The sequence below is a fragment of the Serratia sp. BIGb0234 genome, assembly GCF_024809915.1.
GTDB lineage: Bacteria > Pseudomonadota > Gammaproteobacteria > Enterobacterales > Enterobacteriaceae > Serratia > Serratia liquefaciens.
In genome coordinates this window covers 842096-858755 of the sequence record NZ_JANUEI010000001.1, presented here as the reverse complement: position 1 = coordinate 858755, position 16660 = coordinate 842096, and the positions used below count along the sequence as shown (strand labels likewise).

At 53.7% G+C, this 16660-nt stretch carries 15 protein-coding genes and 1 tRNA gene; 7 read left to right on the top strand and 9 right to left on the bottom strand.

The window, feature by feature from the left end; all coding sequences use genetic code 11:
• Positions 1 to 205: 205 nt before the first annotated feature.
• Positions 206 to 1927 (top strand): potassium/proton antiporter, encoded by a 1722-nt coding sequence (locus M2407_RS04165; protein ID WP_128864202.1) that lies wholly within the window; start codon positions 206 to 208, stop codon positions 1925 to 1927.
• A 274-nt stretch (positions 1928 to 2201) separates the two neighbouring features.
• Positions 2202 to 2327: a hypothetical protein gene (locus tag M2407_RS04160; protein WP_255417459.1), complete on the top strand. Its 126-nt coding sequence runs from the start codon at positions 2202 to 2204 to the stop codon at positions 2325 to 2327.
• A 227-nt stretch (positions 2328 to 2554) separates the two neighbouring features.
• Here M2407_RS04160 and M2407_RS04155 read toward each other — a convergent pair whose 3' ends face one another.
• The 4 genes from M2407_RS04155 to M2407_RS04140 form a co-directional block, all read right to left on the bottom strand.
• Complete coding sequence (locus tag M2407_RS04155; protein ID WP_012006291.1) at positions 2555 to 2686, bottom strand: hypothetical protein; 132 nt, start codon at positions 2684 to 2686, stop codon at positions 2555 to 2557.
• 68 nt (positions 2687 to 2754) lie between these two features.
• Entirely contained in the window at positions 2755 to 3258 is a 504-nt protein-coding gene (locus tag M2407_RS04150; protein WP_142815520.1) for a YlaC family protein, read from the bottom strand.
• A 129-nt stretch (positions 3259 to 3387) separates the two neighbouring features.
• Positions 3388 to 3687: a hypothetical protein gene (locus M2407_RS04145; protein WP_128864201.1), complete on the bottom strand. Its 300-nt coding sequence runs from the start codon at positions 3685 to 3687 to the stop codon at positions 3388 to 3390.
• Positions 3688 to 3868: 181 nt separating this feature from the next.
• Positions 3869 to 3963 (bottom strand) — tRNA-OTHER (locus tag M2407_RS04140).
• A gap of 253 nt (positions 3964 to 4216) precedes the next feature.
• On the opposite strand from M2407_RS04140, the gene M2407_RS04135 reads away from it, so the two are divergent.
• The 5 genes from M2407_RS04135 (at position 4217) to M2407_RS04115 (ending at position 11011) form a co-directional block, all read left to right on the top strand.
• Positions 4217 to 5401: an efflux RND transporter periplasmic adaptor subunit gene (locus M2407_RS04135; protein ID WP_128864200.1), complete on the top strand. Its 1185-nt coding sequence runs from the start codon at positions 4217 to 4219 to the stop codon at positions 5399 to 5401.
• On the top strand, positions 5398 to 7338 hold the full coding sequence (locus M2407_RS04130) for a MacB family efflux pump subunit (protein WP_259216795.1): 1941 nt from the start codon (positions 5398 to 5400) through the stop codon (positions 7336 to 7338). Before M2407_RS04135 ends, M2407_RS04130 begins: the two co-directional genes overlap by 4 nt.
• A 3-nt stretch (positions 7339 to 7341) precedes the next feature.
• Complete coding sequence (locus tag M2407_RS04125; RefSeq protein WP_259216792.1) at positions 7342 to 8706, top strand: TolC family protein; 1365 nt, start codon at positions 7342 to 7344, stop codon at positions 8704 to 8706.
• Positions 8707 to 9113: 407 nt separating this feature from the next.
• Positions 9114 to 10616, top strand: coding sequence for a glycine betaine/L-proline transporter ProP (proP, locus tag M2407_RS04120; protein ID WP_020826248.1), 1503 nt, complete (start codon positions 9114 to 9116; stop codon positions 10614 to 10616).
• Between the two features lie 260 nt (positions 10617 to 10876).
• Positions 10877 to 11011 (top strand): hypothetical protein, encoded by a 135-nt coding sequence (locus M2407_RS04115; protein WP_020826247.1) that lies wholly within the window; start codon positions 10877 to 10879, stop codon positions 11009 to 11011.
• Positions 11012 to 11077: 66 nt separating this feature from the next.
• Here the strand turns inward: M2407_RS04115 and eptB are convergent, their stop codons facing one another.
• The 5 genes from eptB to M2407_RS04090 form a co-directional block, all read right to left on the bottom strand.
• Positions 11078 to 12730, bottom strand: a complete 1653-nt coding sequence (gene eptB / locus M2407_RS04110; RefSeq protein ID WP_259216790.1) for a kdo(2)-lipid A phosphoethanolamine 7''-transferase — start codon at positions 12728 to 12730, stop codon at positions 11078 to 11080.
• A gap of 232 nt (positions 12731 to 12962) precedes the next feature.
• Positions 12963 to 14324: a PTS cellobiose transporter subunit IIC gene (gene celB, locus M2407_RS04105; protein ID WP_130015523.1), complete on the bottom strand. Its 1362-nt coding sequence runs from the start codon at positions 14322 to 14324 to the stop codon at positions 12963 to 12965.
• 54 nt (positions 14325 to 14378) lie between these two features.
• Entirely contained in the window at positions 14379 to 15680 is a 1302-nt protein-coding gene (locus tag M2407_RS04100) for a 6-phospho-beta-glucosidase (protein ID WP_217331022.1), read from the bottom strand.
• Positions 15673 to 15999, bottom strand: coding sequence for a PTS lactose/cellobiose transporter subunit IIA (locus M2407_RS04095; protein ID WP_115059177.1), 327 nt, complete (start codon positions 15997 to 15999; stop codon positions 15673 to 15675). The genes M2407_RS04100 and M2407_RS04095 overlap by 8 nt, the downstream gene beginning before the upstream one ends.
• 109 nt (positions 16000 to 16108) lie before the next feature.
• On the bottom strand, positions 16109 to 16414 hold the full coding sequence (locus tag M2407_RS04090) for a PTS sugar transporter subunit IIB (RefSeq protein WP_020826242.1): 306 nt from the start codon (positions 16412 to 16414) through the stop codon (positions 16109 to 16111).
• Between the last annotated feature and the right edge of the window lie 246 nt (positions 16415 to 16660).

Genomic DNA, 16660 nt, shown 5'->3' with positions numbered 1-16660 from the left:
TCACAGCAAGCTGATAAATATAGATAAAAGAAAGAAGTTCACCGGTTTCTCCCCGCTTCCATATGGTTCTCCGCTTAAATGACAATAAAGGTCAAACTGTTTTATGAATCAGGCTTGGCGTTTTACCTGAAAAACAGGCTATCATCAGGGAGTATCTGCGCTAGCGCGCAACGCCCTTCCCCCCAGCCTGCAGGAGAACGTCATTTTGGATGCCAGCACCATTAACAGTTTGTTCATCATCGGTGCCGTGTTGGTGGGAGCAAGTATTCTTCTCAGTTCATTTTCGTCACGCCTGGGTATTCCTATTCTGGTGATCTTCCTGGCCATTGGCATGTTGGCGGGGGTCGATGGTCCGGGCGGTATCGTTTTCAGCAACTATCCGGTGGCCTATCTGGTCAGTAACCTGGCGCTGGCGGTGATCCTGCTGGACGGCGGGATGCGTACCCGAGTCAGCTCATTCCGCGTCGCGCTATGGCCGGCACTTTCGCTGGCAACTATCGGCGTGGTGATCACCGCCGGGCTGACCGGGCTGGCCGCCGCCTGGCTGTTCAACCTCGATCTGCTGCAGGGCATGCTGATTGGCGCCATTATCGGCTCCACCGACGCCGCGGCAGTCTTCTCGTTATTAGGCGGCAAAGGACTGAACGAACGCGTCAGCGCCACGCTGGAAATCGAATCCGGCAGCAACGATCCCATGGCGGTGTTCCTTACCATTACGCTGATTGCGATGATCTCCGCAGGCGAAACCACGCTGAGCTGGATGTTCCCTCTCCATCTGCTGCAGCAGTTCGGCATGGGGGTTGTCTTTGGTCTTGGCGGCGGTTGGCTGCTGCTGACGTTAATCAACCACATTAAACTGGCAGAAGGGCTGTATCCACTGCTGGCCGTCAGCGGCGGCATTCTGATTTTTGCCCTGACCACCGCACTGGACGGCAGCGGCATTCTGGCGGTATACCTGTGCGGCCTGATGCTGGGTAATCGCCCGATCCGCAACCGGCACGGCATCGTGCAAACCTTCGACGGCCTGGCATGGCTGAGCCAGATCGGCATGTTCTTGGTGCTGGGATTATTGCTGAATCCGCATGAGCTGCTGCCGATCGCCATCCCTGCCCTACTGCTTTCGCTGTGGATGATCTTATTTGCCCGACCGCTGTCGGTATTTATCGGGCTGTTGCCGTTCCGCAGTTTTACCTTACGCGAACGCAGCTTTATCTCCTGGGTCGGCCTGCGCGGGGCCGTACCGGTGATTCTGGCCGTCTTCCCGATGATGGCCGGCCTGCCCAATGCTCAGTTGTTCTTCAACGTGGCTTTCTTTGTGGTGTTGGTTTCCCTGTTGCTGCAGGGCACCACCCTGTCGTTCGCCGCGAAGAAAGCCAAGGTGATCGTTCCGCCGGCGCTGGCGCCGATTTCACGGGTTGGGCTGGATGTTCATCCTGAAAACCAGTGGGAGCAGTTTGTTTATCAGCTGTCGTCCGAAAACTGGTGCGTCGGTGCCGCGCTGCGTGAGCTGAAAATGCCACCGGGTACGCGCATTGCGGCATTGTTCCGAGGCAAAGAGCTGTTGCACCCCAGCGGCAGCACACGACTACGCGAAGATGACATTCTGTGCGTTATCGGTCACGAGCACGACCTGCCGGTACTGGGTAAGTTATTTAGCCAGGCGCCGGTGGTTACGCTGGATGAACGCTTCTTCGGTGATTTTATCCTGCAGTCGGACGCGCGCCTGAGCGATATTTCACAGGTTTATGGCCTGAATCTGCACGAAGGCGTGGATGAACAGCAAACGCTCGGCCAATTCGTCATTCAACTGATTGGCGGCGAACCGGTAGTGGGCGATCAGATCGAATGGGATGGCCTGACCTGGACCATCGCCGAAATGGATGGCAATGCGATCAGTAAAGTCGGCGTAAGAATTGTTACTGACTGATCCCTCCGCATAACCGGTCTGCTGCGCGGCCATGCCCGCAGCGGACCTTTCAAACAGACGGAACTTATAAGCCTGGGAAGGTTCTTAACCTCTGGAATAACCCAAACCGGGCATTCAGCTCCGGCGTTTTAACCTTTACTCTGGGAACATCGCATCGCGGTGATGGGTATCGATTTGAACAGTAAAATTCGATTTCTATCGGCCATGTTGGGGCTCGCACTGACTGTTATAGTGCTGGACCTGGGCGTCGCCGATTTGGTCCATAGACTCTTAATTGGATAACGTTAACGTGGCACAGCAGCAAGAAAAAGACATTCTGGGAAAGATACTGGTTACCGTCTCCGCACTCTGCGTGATTATTGTGGCGGTATTGCTGATATGGGGATTTGTACTGGATTAATCCCCAGCCAGGCGCAGTAACATAGCAACACTACAACTACCGTTTTGTTACAAAACACCGAAATCACTTACCGGCCATTGCGCGTAAGCTAGACGCAGAGAGTTATAAAAATAATCCCTCATACGACTTAAGTGTTGGCCCGCCTGAAACGGGCTTTTTTTTTGCCCGCAACCCCAAATTTGGAGCATAAAAAAACCGCCGAAGCGGTTCTTTAAAGGCGATGGCGATCAGATTTTACAGCCTTCGCAGTCCGCCTCGTCCTCAAGGATCTCGGGGAGTTCTTTCACTTTCTGCGCCGCTTTTTCTTCTGCTTGCGCCAATTCGGCATCGATATCAAAATCGAAAATATCATCACTCATCGTAACTTCCTCAGGCTTATCTGACTTCAATGCGTGAGTATAATCGACAACCGCGCGAGCGGAAACCCTCAGTTAAGCACGGCCACCTGCGGCTGTTCATCCTGCGACTTCTTTGAGTACGCCAGATCGTAGACGTCGTAGAAATCGATCTCGCCTTTATTGGCGATGATTTCCTGCATGCGATTTTTCGTCGCGGCACCGATCGTCGGTTCATCCAGCAATGCCTTCACCGACTGCGGCGACAGCGCCCGGGTGAAATACCACTCGCCGTTATAACAAACGCGCAGATCCAGCACGCCAATATCTTCAAAGCGATAGACCGGTTTGATTTCAATCAACAGCATGGCGAACATGAACAGAACGAAGGCGGTGAAAGCCAAAAACGCGATGAAGCCCATGTAAGGAACCTGATACATCACGGCGATCACGGCAAAATAACCGGCAAACATGGCGAGACACAGATAGCGGTGATCGCGCGCAAATTCGCTATTGAAGCGCAACTTGCCGTCACGTCCTTCCTGTCGATTGATCCGTTCGATTTCTTTTACCAAGATGCTTTTAATCGCGTCCATAGCTACAACCTTATGCCTTGGGGGGACATTATTGCTATCAATAATCATTCCTCAAACTAACACAGGTACAGTTTGCCCAGGTAGATCAGTTATGCAATTTAATATCGGTAACTGTTATACCCTCTGCGGCTAGCGCTGCAGCGAGTTTTTGCCTTGCGCAAACATAAACATCCGCTGGGCGATATCGTCGGCCTGTTTGATTTTTTGCTTTTGCGGTTCGTTACAGCGCTGAATAGCGCGCGCATAAGCCAGTTCATGCGCCTGATCGATCATCGCAATAATCTTGTCGCGCTCCTGTTGAGCCAGGTTGCCCAGCATGGTGGTGATAATTGCCTGATAGGCGTTGGAGGCGGCGGTAAGCGACTTCTCTCTGGCTTCGAGCGCCACCACACGTTGCAATAACTCCTGCAGTTGATCGGACTCAGACATGGCGATCTCCTGTTGCCGGGCAGCGAACCTGCCTGATTAGAGTCTAGCAAAGATCGATTGCAACAGAGGAAGATTAAGAAAAGAACCGGTTAGGGTAAAGCACACCCGAAAATCCCAACAAGGAGCCGATAGTGCAAATCAACCCGGGTGCGCTTTATGATAACGGGTCCGTAAAGGAAGCTGGCGCGCTATGCAGGACTCGAACCCGCGTCTATCAATTTTGTAGCCAAAAAAGCATCATAAAACCAACCACTCTGCCAACTGAGTTAATAGCGCATTCCTTTGCTTCGGGGCGTTATTATCCATATTAATGCTATGGATTCAACACAAGTAACTATGAACAACTGAATTTTAAGAGAAATCTTGTTTTTTTCGCCTATTCCTCCCTCAGCCGCCAATTACTTTCATTCCGCGATAGTTAATCAGTGGCACTTTTCCCTCGCCGTCTGCGGCATGTTTATTGTTAGTTAAAGCGCTGGATGCCACTATAGCGGCTTCTGGGATCAACGTTGCTGTTACGGATAACATTATGAAAGTCACTCCGCGCCGTTTGGCGTTTACTCTGGTCGGCGTCCTGCTGGTCATTACTGCCGTCGTTACACTGATCTCACTGCGAAGCCCCTCACCGGCCCCCTATGTCACGGCGCCGGTTCGGCTTGGCGATATCGAAAACGCGGTATTGGCCACCGGTAAGCTGGATGCTTTCGAACGGGTCAACGTCGGCGCTCAAGTTTCAGGCCAGGTGAAGTCCCTGAAGGTCAAACTTGGCGACCGGGTGACCAAAGGCCAGCCGATTGCCGACATCGACGACCTGCCACAACGTAACGATCTGCGTAATGCCGAAGCGGCGCTGAACGTGGCAAAAGCGGATTTACAGGCCAAACAGGCGCTGTTGAAGCAGGCGGAGTCCCGTTTTAAACGCCAGAAACGCATGTTGAAAGACGAAGCCGGCTCGCGCGAGGATTTTGAAGCGGCCGAGGCCACGCTTGCCGCTACCCGCGCCGAACTGATTGCGCTGAATGCACGTATTGTGCAGGCGCAAATTGAGGTGGACAAGAAGAAGGTCGATCTGAGCTACACCCGCATCCTGGCACCGATGGACGGCATTGTCATTGCCGTCATTACCCAGCAAGGCCAAACGGTAAACGCCAATCAGAGCGCCCCTACCATCGTCAAACTGGCGCAGTTGGATGTGATGACCATCAAGGCGCAGATTTCCGAAGCCGACATTACCCGCGTTACCCAAGGGCAAAAAGCCTACTTCACCATTTTCTCCGAACCGGACAAAAAGTACGATGCCACGCTGCGCACCGTCGAATTGGCGCCTGAGTCCATCATGAAAGACGATTCGCTCAGCGGCGGCGGTTCCGCCTCAGGCTCCGGCAGCGCCAACGCTTCGGTGTATTACAACGCGCTGCTCGACGTGCCCAATCCGCAAAACCGGCTGCGCATTGCCATGACGGCTCAGGTTTCATTGCTACTAGGTGAGGCAAAAAACACGCTGTTGGTTCCGATTCAGGCAGTGCATAAAAACGCGGACAAAAAACAGCAGGTACAAGTGCTGACCGGGGATAACCGGGTGGAAATACGTGAGGTGACAACCGGTATTACCAATAACGTCGATATACAAATCCTCTCTGGATTAAAGGTGGGTGAACACGTAGTGCTGGTGCAAGAAAGCGCCAAGCCGGGCGAAGAAGGCCTGTTACTGTGAACACCATTATTGAACTGAAAGGGATTGGCCGCACCTATACCAACAGCAGCGAGCCGTTAACCGTACTGAAAAACATCAACCTCAAGATCGCCGCCGGTGAGTTGGTTGCCATTATCGGTGCCTCAGGCTCGGGCAAATCAACGCTGATGAACATCATCGGTTGTCTGGACGTGCCTGATCAGGGGAATTATCACATCGGCGGGCATAACGCCGCGCACCTGTCGCCGGACGAGTTGGCCAGGCTTCGTCGGGAACACATAGGTTTTATCTTCCAGCGTTATCATCTGATGCCGGACATCAGCGCGTTGGGCAATGTCGAGATCCCGGCGATCTACGCCAACAGTAAACGCGACCAACGTCGCCTGCGCGCGGCACAATTGTTGGCGCGCCTGGGGTTGGAGGGCCGTGAGCATCACAAGCCCGGTCAACTGTCCGGCGGCCAACAGCAACGCGTCAGCATTGCTCGTTCGTTAATCAACGGCGGTGAAATCATCCTTGCGGACGAACCGACCGGCGCGTTGGACTCCAAATCCGGGCAGGAAGTGCTGGAGATCCTCAGCGAACTGAACCAGCGTGGTCACACGGTGGTGATCGTCACCCACGACATGAAAGTCGCCCAGCACGCGCAGCGTATTATCGAACTGCAGGATGGCGAGATCGTCGCCGACAGCGGGTGTCAATCGCCGGTGCCTCCCCCGGTGATGAAAAAGAGCCCGCCAGTTGCACAAGGCTATTGGCAAAGCTTGCTCGACCGCACCCGGGAGTCACTGCAGATGGCGCTGAAAGCGATGAACGCCCACCGCTTGCGCACAGCGCTGACTATGACCGGCATCATTTTCGGCATCGCCGCCGTGGTTACGGTGGTCGCCCTGGGCGAAGGTGCAAAACAGCGCACGCTGGAGAGCATTAAAGATCTGGGCACTAACGTCGTCAGCATTTATCCCGGGCGTGATTTCTTTGACGACAGCATCGACAGCATCCGCACCCTGGTACCGGCGGACGCCGACGCGCTGGCCAGCCAGAGCTTTGTCGACAGCGTCAGCCCTGAAGTCAGCGCCTCAGAGAACATTCGCTTTCGCAGCAAATCGGCCAACGCATCGATCAGCGGCGTGGGCCGCGATAACCTGCGCGTTAGCGGCCTCAAGCTGATACAGGGTCGAAACTTCCTCGATGACCGCAATGCGCTGCAGGAAGTGATCATTGACGAAAACGCGCGGCAGGCTTTGTTCGGCGATTTCGGCGTTGAGCCTCTGGGCCAGATCGTGTTCCTCGATGCGGTACCGGCCCGGGTGGTCGGCATAGTCCAAAGTAACCAGGATTCGGCCCCCAACCGCATCAGAGTATGGATGCCCTACTCCACCGTGATGTATCGCATGGTGGGCAAATCGACGCTGAGCAGCATTAATGTCCGGTTGAAAGAGGACGTCTCCAACGAAGCCGCCGTCGCCGCGATTAAACAGTTGCTGACTCAACGTCATGGCGTGAAGGATTTTATGCTGTTCAATCTCGACAAATACCGAAAATCGATTGAACACACCTCGATGACGCTGACCTTGCTGATCCTGATGGTCGCCTCGATCTCCCTGATTATTGGCAGCCTGGGCGTGATGAATATCATGCTGGTGTCAGTGACCGAACGCACGCACGAAATCGGCGTGCGCATGGCCGTCGGTGCCCGGCGTAGCGATATCATGCAGCAATTTATGATAGAAGCCGTGCTGGTTTGCCTGATCGGCGGTGTATTGGGCATATTGCTGTCATTCGCCGCTGGTTCGCTGTTTACCCTGTTAGCGGGGGGCATGCTCACCGCCATCTATTCCTGGCAGGCCGCCGCCGTGGCCTTCTGCTGCTCCACCCTGATTGGCATGATCTTCGGTTATCTCCCTGCCCGCAAAGCGGCGCGGATGGATCCGGTCATTTCTCTGGCCAGCGAGTAACTTATGAAAACCTTATCCCCTCTCGCGTTATGCCTCGCGGCCTTGCTCAGTACCGGCTGCGGGAATGCGCTGAAAAGCGAGTATCAGTCTCCAAAGGTGCAGTATCCGGCCGACTGGCAGCAAAACGCCGAAGCCGACACGTCAGAACCATTCAACTGGCGTGATTTCCGCGATCCCCAGTTGGACCGATGGCTGCAGCAGGTGATGGCGGCCAATAACGATTTGGCCGCCGCCGCACTGCGCGTCTACCGTGCCCAACTGGCGGCGCAGCGGGCTGATATCGGCACCGCGCCAAGTGTGAACGCAACGCTCAACAGCGGAGCCAATACCGCCCTTTCCGACTCCTCGCCTTGGAACAAAAGCAGCAGCGCCAATCTCGGCGTCAACTATGAGGTCGATCTGTGGGGCAAACTGGCGCGGCAACGTGACGCCGCGGAATGGGCCAGCCAGGCCACGCAACAGGATTTGCAAAGTGCGCGTCTGGCTTTGCTCGCCAGCGCCAGCAAGAATTACTGGCGTATCGGCTTTATCAATCAGCGAATCCGCGTCAGTCAGCAAAGCATCGACTATTCCCAACAAACCCTGGGGCTGGTCAAGGCACGCTACCGCGCGGGCAGCGTCTCTTCATTGGACGTGGTGGATGCCGAACAGAACCTGATTAATCAGCAAAGCAGCCATCTGACACTGCTGCGTGAGCGTCAACAGGCGCTGAACGAACAGACGGTACTGCTGGGTGCGCCGCCGGGAAACACGTTGGTTGAGCCCGAGAGCCTGCCGACCGGTCCATTGCCGCAAATCAATGCCGGCATCCCGGCCAGCGTGCTGCGCCATCGCCCGGATATCAGTGCCAAAGAGTGGCGACTGCGTGAAACTCTGGCTAACGTGGACATCAAACGCACCCAGTACTACCCGGCCTTCAGCCTGACGGGCTCATTAGGTGCCAGCAGCACCGCATTGCTGGAGTTTTTGCGTAATCCGCTGGCAACGGTAGGTGCCGGACTGTCGCTGCCGTTCCTCGAATGGCGGCAAATGGACGTCGATATCAAAATCGCCCGCAGCGACTATGAACTGCAGGTGCTGGAATTCAAGCAGGCGCTGTATAAAGCCATGGCCGACATTGATGATGCCCTGTCGTTACGTACGCAACTGATGGCACAGGAGAAACACCTGCAAGCGGCATTGGCGCTGGCGCGTAAATCTGAACGATTGAATGAAAGCCGCTACCGGCAAGGCTCGGTGCCGATCAATTTCTGGCTGGATGCGCAAAATCGCCGTCGGTTGGCGGAGCTAGCCGTGGATGAAAACCGGTTCGCTCAATACCAAAACCTGGCGCAACTCTATCTGGAGTTTGGTGGATCTGCGCAGTAAGGCTGAGCCTGGCGATCGCGCCAGGCTTTTTCATCTGGAATGCATTAATTTTGCCCGTTTTTACTGCAGTTCTTTCTATACTTGTTTCATCCCTTCCCAGACAAAAAACCACCATTATGAACAATAATTAATCTATTTATGCGCTAAATCGGTGCAAATTGATAAGATAAACTGCTAAATTTGATCGCCGCAAGATATAACGCTAAGCTATAGATGCAAAATAATTAGTCACCTAAATGACATATTCCCGGTGAAAATTGACTTATTACGTGACTCGCATCACACAAAAAAGGCAGTGGCGAATCTGGCAACATCGCAATAAGATTAGCCACGCTGATAACTGGGCAGAAGAAGTGAACGAGGATTGCGAATTCACGTACGACTAAAATTGATTAAGGGATGATTATATGAAGTTAAGAAAAAAACGACATAAACCGATGCATATTAATGACATCACCATCATCGATGACAGCAAGCTGAAAAAAGCCATTACCGCGGCCGCATTAGGTAACGCAATGGAATGGTTTGACTTCGGTGTATATGGCTTTGTAGCCTACGCCCTTGGGCAAGTCTTTTTCCCTGGCGCCACCCCTGGCGTACAGATGATTGCCGCACTGGCGACCTTTTCCGTTCCCTTCCTGGTACGTCCATTAGGCGGTATCTTCTTTGGCGCGATGGGCGATAAATTCGGTCGCCAGAAAGTACTCTCCATCACCATTATTATCATGGCGGTCAGTACCTTCTGTATCGGCCTGATCCCTTCCTATGCCTCTATCGGCATCTGGGCACCGGTTCTGCTGTTGCTGGCCAAATTGGCACAGGGCTTCTCGGTAGGTGGCGAATACTCCGGCGCGGCTATCTTCGTAGCCGAATATTCACCGGACAGAAAACGCGGCTTTATGGGCAGCTGGCTTGATTTTGGCTCCATTGCCGGTTTCGTCCTGGGTGCTGGCGTGGTGGTACTGATCTCCAGCATTGTCGGTGAAACCAACTTCCTCGACTGGGGCTGGCGTATTCCGTTCTTTATCGCAGCGCCTTTGGGTCTGATCGGTTTGTACCTGCGCCATGCGCTGGAAGAAACACCGGCCTTCCAGCAGCACGTGGAAAAGATGGAGAAAGACGACCGCAACGCCATCGAAAACCCGCCGAAGACCTCTTTCAAAGAGATCGCGGCCAAGCACTGGAGAAGCCTGCTGGTCTGCGTCGGTATCGTGATTTCAACCAACGTGACCTATTACATGTTGCTGACTTACATGCCGAGCTACCTGTCGCATAACCTGCACTACTCGGAAGATCACGGCGTACTGATCATTATCGCCATCATGATCGGTATGTTGTTCGTGCAGCCGGTCATAGGCCTGGCCAGTGACCGCATCGGCCGTAAGCCGTTTATTATCGGCGGCAGCGTCGGTCTGTTGGCTCTGTCTATCCCCTGCTTTATTCTGATCAACAGTAACGTGATTGGTCTGATCTTCGTCGGTCTGTTGGTGCTGGCGGTGCTGCTGAACTCCTTCACCGGTGTGATGGCCTCCACCCTGCCGGCGATGTTCCCGACGCATATTCGTTACAGCGCGTTGGCGATTTCATTCAACATCTCGGTACTGGTTGCCGGTGCGACGCCGACGGTAGCCGCCTGGCTGGTCGAAGCGACCGGGAACCTGTATATGCCGGCTTATTATCTGATGGTCGTCGCCGTCATCGGTCTGATCACCGGCCTGTACATGAAAGAAACCGCCAATAAACCGCTGCGCGGTGCCACCCCGGCGGCTTCGGATCGTTCGGAAGCCAAAGAGCTGCTGCAAGAAAACTACGACAACATCGAACAGAAAGTCGAAGACATCAATGAGCAGATTGCCGAGTTGGAAAAGAAAAAACAGACGTTGATCGACCAGCATCCAAAACTGGACTAAACAGCGTTCTAACGACAAGCCACCTTCGGGTGGCTTTTTTATTGCCGTAATCCGGTCAACGTCCGAACGTAAATTTGCACAACCTTCCTTCTGCGCCCCATGCGCGACCGCCGTTTTTCACCGGCAGTAATCATCGGGGTATAAGCGGCCACAGTGCGATTTCGGCAAACCGGATTTTGGCACTATTAGCCTGATATTTTATCCCGGCGAGGTTTGATGCTAGGCTTGAAATCAAGTTAACCCATTGAAGAAGATAGCCAATGAGTAGAATGGATATGCCGATCGTTATTGCCGTAGCCATCATGATTGCGATATGGATAGGCGCGTTATTTAACATTGGCGATATCACGCACGCCCTGGCGCGGATCTTCCACTGGATTGAGAGTCTTCGTTAACGGGCTTTCCGCCAGCTTAATGCATAAAAAAACCGCCTTTCGGCGGTTAGTCATACGGCTGGCAACTCAGTTGACCTGGCACCAGTTACGCTGCTTCACAATCCCGCCGTCCGGCGAGGTATAGCCGATACACCCCAGCACGCTGTCGAACAGCTTTTCATGAAACACCGGCGTTTTTGCCTTTTGCAGCGCCTTTAACTGATTAAATGCCGCCTGGTGATCGGGCTGACTGAGAAACTTGTCGGATGCCCAGACCATAATTGGCACGGTACGCTGTTCTTTCGGCGCGTGATCGCGCGGCGTGCCGTGGAAATGCATATTTTCCGAGATCGACTCACCGTGATCAGAGGCGTAAAACACGATAGCGTTACGGTTGCGCAACTGATTGAACACCTGCTCAAGAACATAGTCGGTGTACAACAGGCTGTTGTCGTAAGAGTTGATCATCGATTCCGTTGAACACGTATCGTCAATACCCTGGCATTCCGGCTGATAGCGAGCAAAAGCCCGCGGATAGCGTTCGGTGTACATATAGTGTGAGCCTTTGGTATGCAAAATCACCAAGTGTTTTCCCTGAGGATGGCGGTCCAGCGAATCCTGCAGTTCATCGATCAACGCAATATCATCCACGGGTTTACCGGCATTGCGTTTTTCCGCCTGAATGCTTTCTCGAAGAGCATAGCTGTCCGCCTGGGTCTTATTATAAAACCAGGCTTCGCTTTGCATAGAGAATAGCTCGGAGGAAAACCCCTGCTTCTTCAGCACCGAGAAGACGTTCATTTCCTTCAGTGTGCGCTGCGGCTCTTCCGATGCCCCGCCTTCTCTGACGAACATGCAACGCAGAGAGAGCTTGGTTGACGTATCGCAAGAATAGCCTTGCAGCACCGCCAGGTTGGCTTCCTTATCTAGATTCGGCGTATTGTCGCGCTGGTAACCGTAAACCCCCATATGATCGCGTCTGGCACTTTCACCAATCACGAATACCACATAAAGATCATTCACGTCTTTTGGCGGCTGGTAGGTGAAATGCGCCGCCGGATCAAACAGATTCCGGCTGTCCTCCGCCTGGCTGTAGGAACTGTAAGTCAGCAGCCCCAGGGCCGAAAGCCAGTTAGACGGTGAATAGCTGCCGGCAACGACCCCGCCATAGCTGGCCATCATCTGATTATTTTCACGGTCGTGTTGATCCTGCACCTGGCCCATCAACTGAAGCGGTAGCCAGCAGAACAGGCCAGAGGCCAGCATAATCCCGCCTTTTTTGACCAATGCCAGCTGATTGCCGCGTTTGAATGCGGCTTCGTGCATCGGGGCCAGCCAAATCAACAGCAGCGGCAACAGGCTCACCAGCACCATCCATACGCCAAAATGCCAGCCTACCGACTCTTTGGATAAATCAACGTCGGTGGTCATCACCGCCGCCAGAATGCCGTAGCCGATATCGACGTGGAACAACACCATGTAATAGCTGGCAGCAACCGAGCTCAGGACCAGCAGCGTGGCCAAAACACGAAACAACCGGCGCCCCAAAAAGGAGATAAGCAGCGTGATAAAGCATACGAGGCAAAAGGCCGCGACAATTTCAATGCCAATCGACAACAGGTTATCGTTATGAAGCTGTTGATAACGACGATAAAAAATAGGGATATTGAGTAATATACCGAGATAGAAAGCGATAAAAAAAGAGACCTGCAACTGGGTCCAACGTCGGAACTTCTGCATTATTGATACCATTCCTGCCAATGTGAGTTCATAGCCATCTGCCAGATACAGGTTGTTGTGAGAGTTTCTCTCCCCCTGCTACTGGGTGGTTATCTGACAGGTAATTTAGGCGGGCGTTGCCAGCGCGGAGAAAAATAACGTTGTTATGATGTAACAATTCGTGTGCAAAACGGCTTTTATCCTTCCTGCGGTAGCGGTTAGGTGCGCTGCCGCAGGAAGATGGTTTATCCCGCTATGGCGTCAGGGATTGTTCACCAACCGCAGCGCTGGGTGCCGATGCCGCGGCCTGATTTTCTTCGCGGTACTTCTGCTTATCCCAGGCACGGAAGAACGGGTAGTAAATTGCCATTGAAATCAGCAGATTGACCACCTGGATCACCGTTCCCGAAATATGGCCACCGGTCGCCAGATAGCCGCTAATGAAAATCGGCGTGGTAAACGGTAAGGCTATACCAACCGGCGGCGTCACCAAACCGGTTGCCATCGCACTGTAGGTCACGATCACCAGCACCACTGGTGTCAGGATAAACGGCAGGAAGAAGTAGGGGTTCATCACCAACGGGATGCCAAACACCATGGGCTCACTGATATTAAACAGGCAACCCGGCGCGGCGATTTTCCCCAACTGCTTCATCTGCGCGCTACGGCTGCGCACCAGCATGAAGATCACCAACCCCAACAGGGCACCGGTTCCGCCGGGTGCTATCCATAAATCGTAAAATTGCTGGGTAATAATGTGCGGGATAGGCTGGTTGTTCTGAAACGCCACCAGGTTTTCCGACATATTCGCCAACCACACCGGCTGAATGAACACCAATACGATGGCATCACCGTGCAGCCCCAACGTCCACAACAGGCCAATCAGGATCACTGAGAAAATCATTCCCGGCAGCGTTCCGCCCACGTGATGCATCGGGATACCAATCAGCGTAGCGATCATGGTGTTGATATCGCCAAACGGCGTGGCTTCGACGATCAGGCGCAGCAGAAGGATCACTGCCAGTACGCAAAATCCCGGAATCAACGCCAGGAAGGATTTCGCCACCGCTGGCGGCACCCCTTCAGGCATATTGATCACCAGATTGCGGTTATGCACGAACCGGTAGATTTCCGTCGACAACAGCGCCACCACGATTGCCACAAACAATCCCTGGCTGCCGATAAAGTTCATCGGCAGCACGCCTTTGACAATCTGCTCCGCGGCACCTTTCACCGGGGCAAAAAGGGTGTGTTGAGGAATGGTCATGATAAACGCCACTAACGAAACCGCACCGGTACTGAGCGGGTCCATACCACGGTATTTTTCCGCCAGCCGGTAGGCAATGCCAAAGCTGGAGATAATCGCCATGATGTCGTAGGTCGCTTTGACCGGATACAACAGCTTGTCGCGCCAGGCCGCACCGAATACCTCCCCCATCAGGTTGGCATAGCTCGGGATCGGCAAGTAGGCGAAGATCAGGAAAAATGACCCGATCAACATAAACGGCATATTGAGAATTATGCCGTCGCGTACCGATAAAATGTGTTTTTGCCCGGCGATTTTTAACGCCGCCGGCAATACGTAACGTTCCAGAATGCTATTTAAACCCGCCATCATTCCCCCTGCCCGGCCCAGCCGGCATCGTGATTATTATTATGGAATATCGACTTAGTTGAACTGCGGCAAATAGGCTTGATTCAGGTTCAGCACCTCATCCAGCAAAGGTTCTGCGATACCGACGCCGCCAATCAGCGGATTCACCACCAGCGCCAACAGTGCACTGTGACGATCGCCATGCACTGCGGCCTCAATGGTCAAACGTTCGAAATCTTTCACCTGCTGAGTCAGCCCGTTCATGGCCAGCGGCAGCGGCCCGAAGCTCAGCGGGTGAGCGCCCTGTGCGTCGATCACGCAGTTGGTTTCAATCACTGCGTCATCCGGCAGGCCCTGAATCGCACCATTATTGCGGGTGTTCACCACCAGCACCTTGCCGCTGTTATTGTGAATGGCACGGATCAGCTCGACCGCCACTTCTGAATAGAAAGCACCGCCACGGAAGCTCAACTGCTCGGGTTTTTTATCCAGCGTTGGGTCGGCGTACAGTGCAAATAGCTCTGCCTCTACCTTCATCACCTGTTCAGCACGGGTTCCCTGGGCCGCAGCGGCTTCAAGCTCTTCTTCCAGCATGCCGGCGGTTTGGTAGAAATAGCGATGATATGGGCAAGGGATCGCACCCAGCGCCTGCAAAAACGCCGGCGGCCAAGGCAGATCCTTGATGTTGTTCATCGACAGCGTTTCGCCATTGCTCAGCATCTCCAACACCTGGGCGGTCACATCCCTGCCGCTTTGCGTTACCTGATGTACCCACACCATATGGTTCAGTCCAGCAAAACGGAGATCGACCTGATCATGAGGTGCCTTCAGCATGTCGGCGATCATGTGGTGCATGGTGATCGGTACGTTGCACAAGCCGATAATCTTCGCCTTGCTGTAACGGGAGACCGCTTCGGTGACAATACCGGCCGGATTGGTAAAATTGATGATCCAGGCGTCCGGCGCTACCGCTTCTACGGTACGCGCCACCTCCAGCATGACAGGAATGGTGCGCAATGCCTTGGCGAAACCGCCGACACCGGTGGTCTCTTGACCCAGGCGCTGGTATTTCAAACCCAGGCGTTCATCGGCAGCACGGGCGGCCAGTTGCCCGACCCGCAGTTGAGTCAGTACAAAGCTGGCACCGCGAATGGCCGGTTCCAGCTCGAAATGTACCGACACCACCACCTGCTCCAGCCCGTTGCGCTTGAGCATTCTTTTGGTCAGTTCGGCAATGATGCCCACTTTCTCGCGGCCGGACTCTACATCTACCAACGCCAGTTCGATTAACGGGACGTCCTGATAGTGGGCGATCAGCCCCTCGACCAACTCCGGCGTGTAGCTGCTGCCCCCGCCAATTACGGTTATCTTAGTCATTGCTTTGCCCCTGCGGTAAACGGCGATAAAGCTCGATCATGTCGGTGGCCAGATCTTGAATCAGCATGGCATTCATCAAATGATCCTGCGCATGCACCAGAATCAGACTGACCGGTATTTTCCCAACTCCCTCATCCATGCCAATCAGCTCCGTCTGCATGCCGTGCGCCCTCCCGATGCCGGCCTTCGCCTCTTCCAACTTAACCTCTGCGGCTGCGAACTGACCGCGACGTGCCAGTTGCAGCGCCGAAAGCAGCGAACTGCGAGCGCTGCCGGCATGAACCAGCAACTCCATAACGCTAGTTTCCAAATCCACCATCACCTCCCCGGCCTTATTTCAGGCGCAGCGATCCCGCCGAGAGTCATGAAATAACCCGCGGTCGATGAATAAATAAAGGATAAATGGGGCCAAGCCCCTCAGAGTGTTATCAGGCTAACAAGCCCAGCGCCTTATCCAGCACCTTGTCTCCACGCATAGTGCCGTAATCCATCATGTCGATCACCGCAACAGTTTTCCCCAAGGGCGCAGCAAGTTCGGAAAGACGTGCGTGTTCATATTTCACCTGCGGCCCCAGCAGTACAATGTCCGCACGCTCGACGATGCGCTCGAAATCCGCCACCGGCACGGCTTCAATCACGATATCCAGCGCCCGTTTTTGCGCCTCAGCTTTCATTTTTTGTACCAGCATGCTGGTCGACATGCCTGCTGCGCAACATAAGACGATGGTTTGCATTTTTAGTATCCCGGTTGTTAGCCACTTGGCGATGCAAATATAAAACAGTTCCGTAACACGCTTGTAAATACCTTGATTCCATACGATTTGATTATGACTTTTGGCTAATCGTTTAAAAACAATGCATTAAAGAATTTTCGTCGTGAAAATTTTTTTCAACACTGTGATCGGCGATCTAATTTTTCATAACCACAAAATTTAAAACCTGTCTTTAACGTTTAAAAACAAAGTGATAAATCACTGACC

Coding starts and splice junctions, on each gene's coding strand:
- M2407_RS04155 (WP_012006291.1), bottom strand. CDS start 2,686: ATGAGTGATGATATTTTCGATTTTGATATCGATGCCGAATTGGCGCAA.
- M2407_RS04150 (WP_142815520.1), bottom strand. CDS start 3,258: ATGGACGCGATTAAAAGCATCTTGGTAAAAGAAATCGAACGGATCAAT.
- M2407_RS04145 (WP_128864201.1), bottom strand. CDS start 3,687: ATGTCTGAGTCCGATCAACTGCAGGAGTTATTGCAACGTGTGGTGGCG.
- M2407_RS04135 (WP_128864200.1), top strand. CDS start 4,217: ATGAAAGTCACTCCGCGCCGTTTGGCGTTTACTCTGGTCGGCGTCCTG.
- M2407_RS04125 (WP_259216792.1), top strand. CDS start 7,342: ATGAAAACCTTATCCCCTCTCGCGTTATGCCTCGCGGCCTTGCTCAGT.
- proP (WP_020826248.1), top strand. CDS start 9,114: ATGAAGTTAAGAAAAAAACGACATAAACCGATGCATATTAATGACATC.
- M2407_RS04115 (WP_020826247.1), top strand. CDS start 10,877: ATGAGTAGAATGGATATGCCGATCGTTATTGCCGTAGCCATCATGATT.
- eptB (WP_259216790.1), bottom strand. CDS start 12,730: ATGCAGAAGTTCCGACGTTGGACCCAGTTGCAGGTCTCTTTTTTTATC.
- celB (WP_130015523.1), bottom strand. CDS start 14,324: ATGGCGGGTTTAAATAGCATTCTGGAACGTTACGTATTGCCGGCGGCG.
- M2407_RS04100 (WP_217331022.1), bottom strand. CDS start 15,680: ATGACTAAGATAACCGTAATTGGCGGGGGCAGCAGCTACACGCCGGAG.
- M2407_RS04095 (WP_115059177.1), bottom strand. CDS start 15,999: ATGGTGGATTTGGAAACTAGCGTTATGGAGTTGCTGGTTCATGCCGGC.
- M2407_RS04090 (WP_020826242.1), bottom strand. CDS start 16,414: ATGCAAACCATCGTCTTATGTTGCGCAGCAGGCATGTCGACCAGCATG.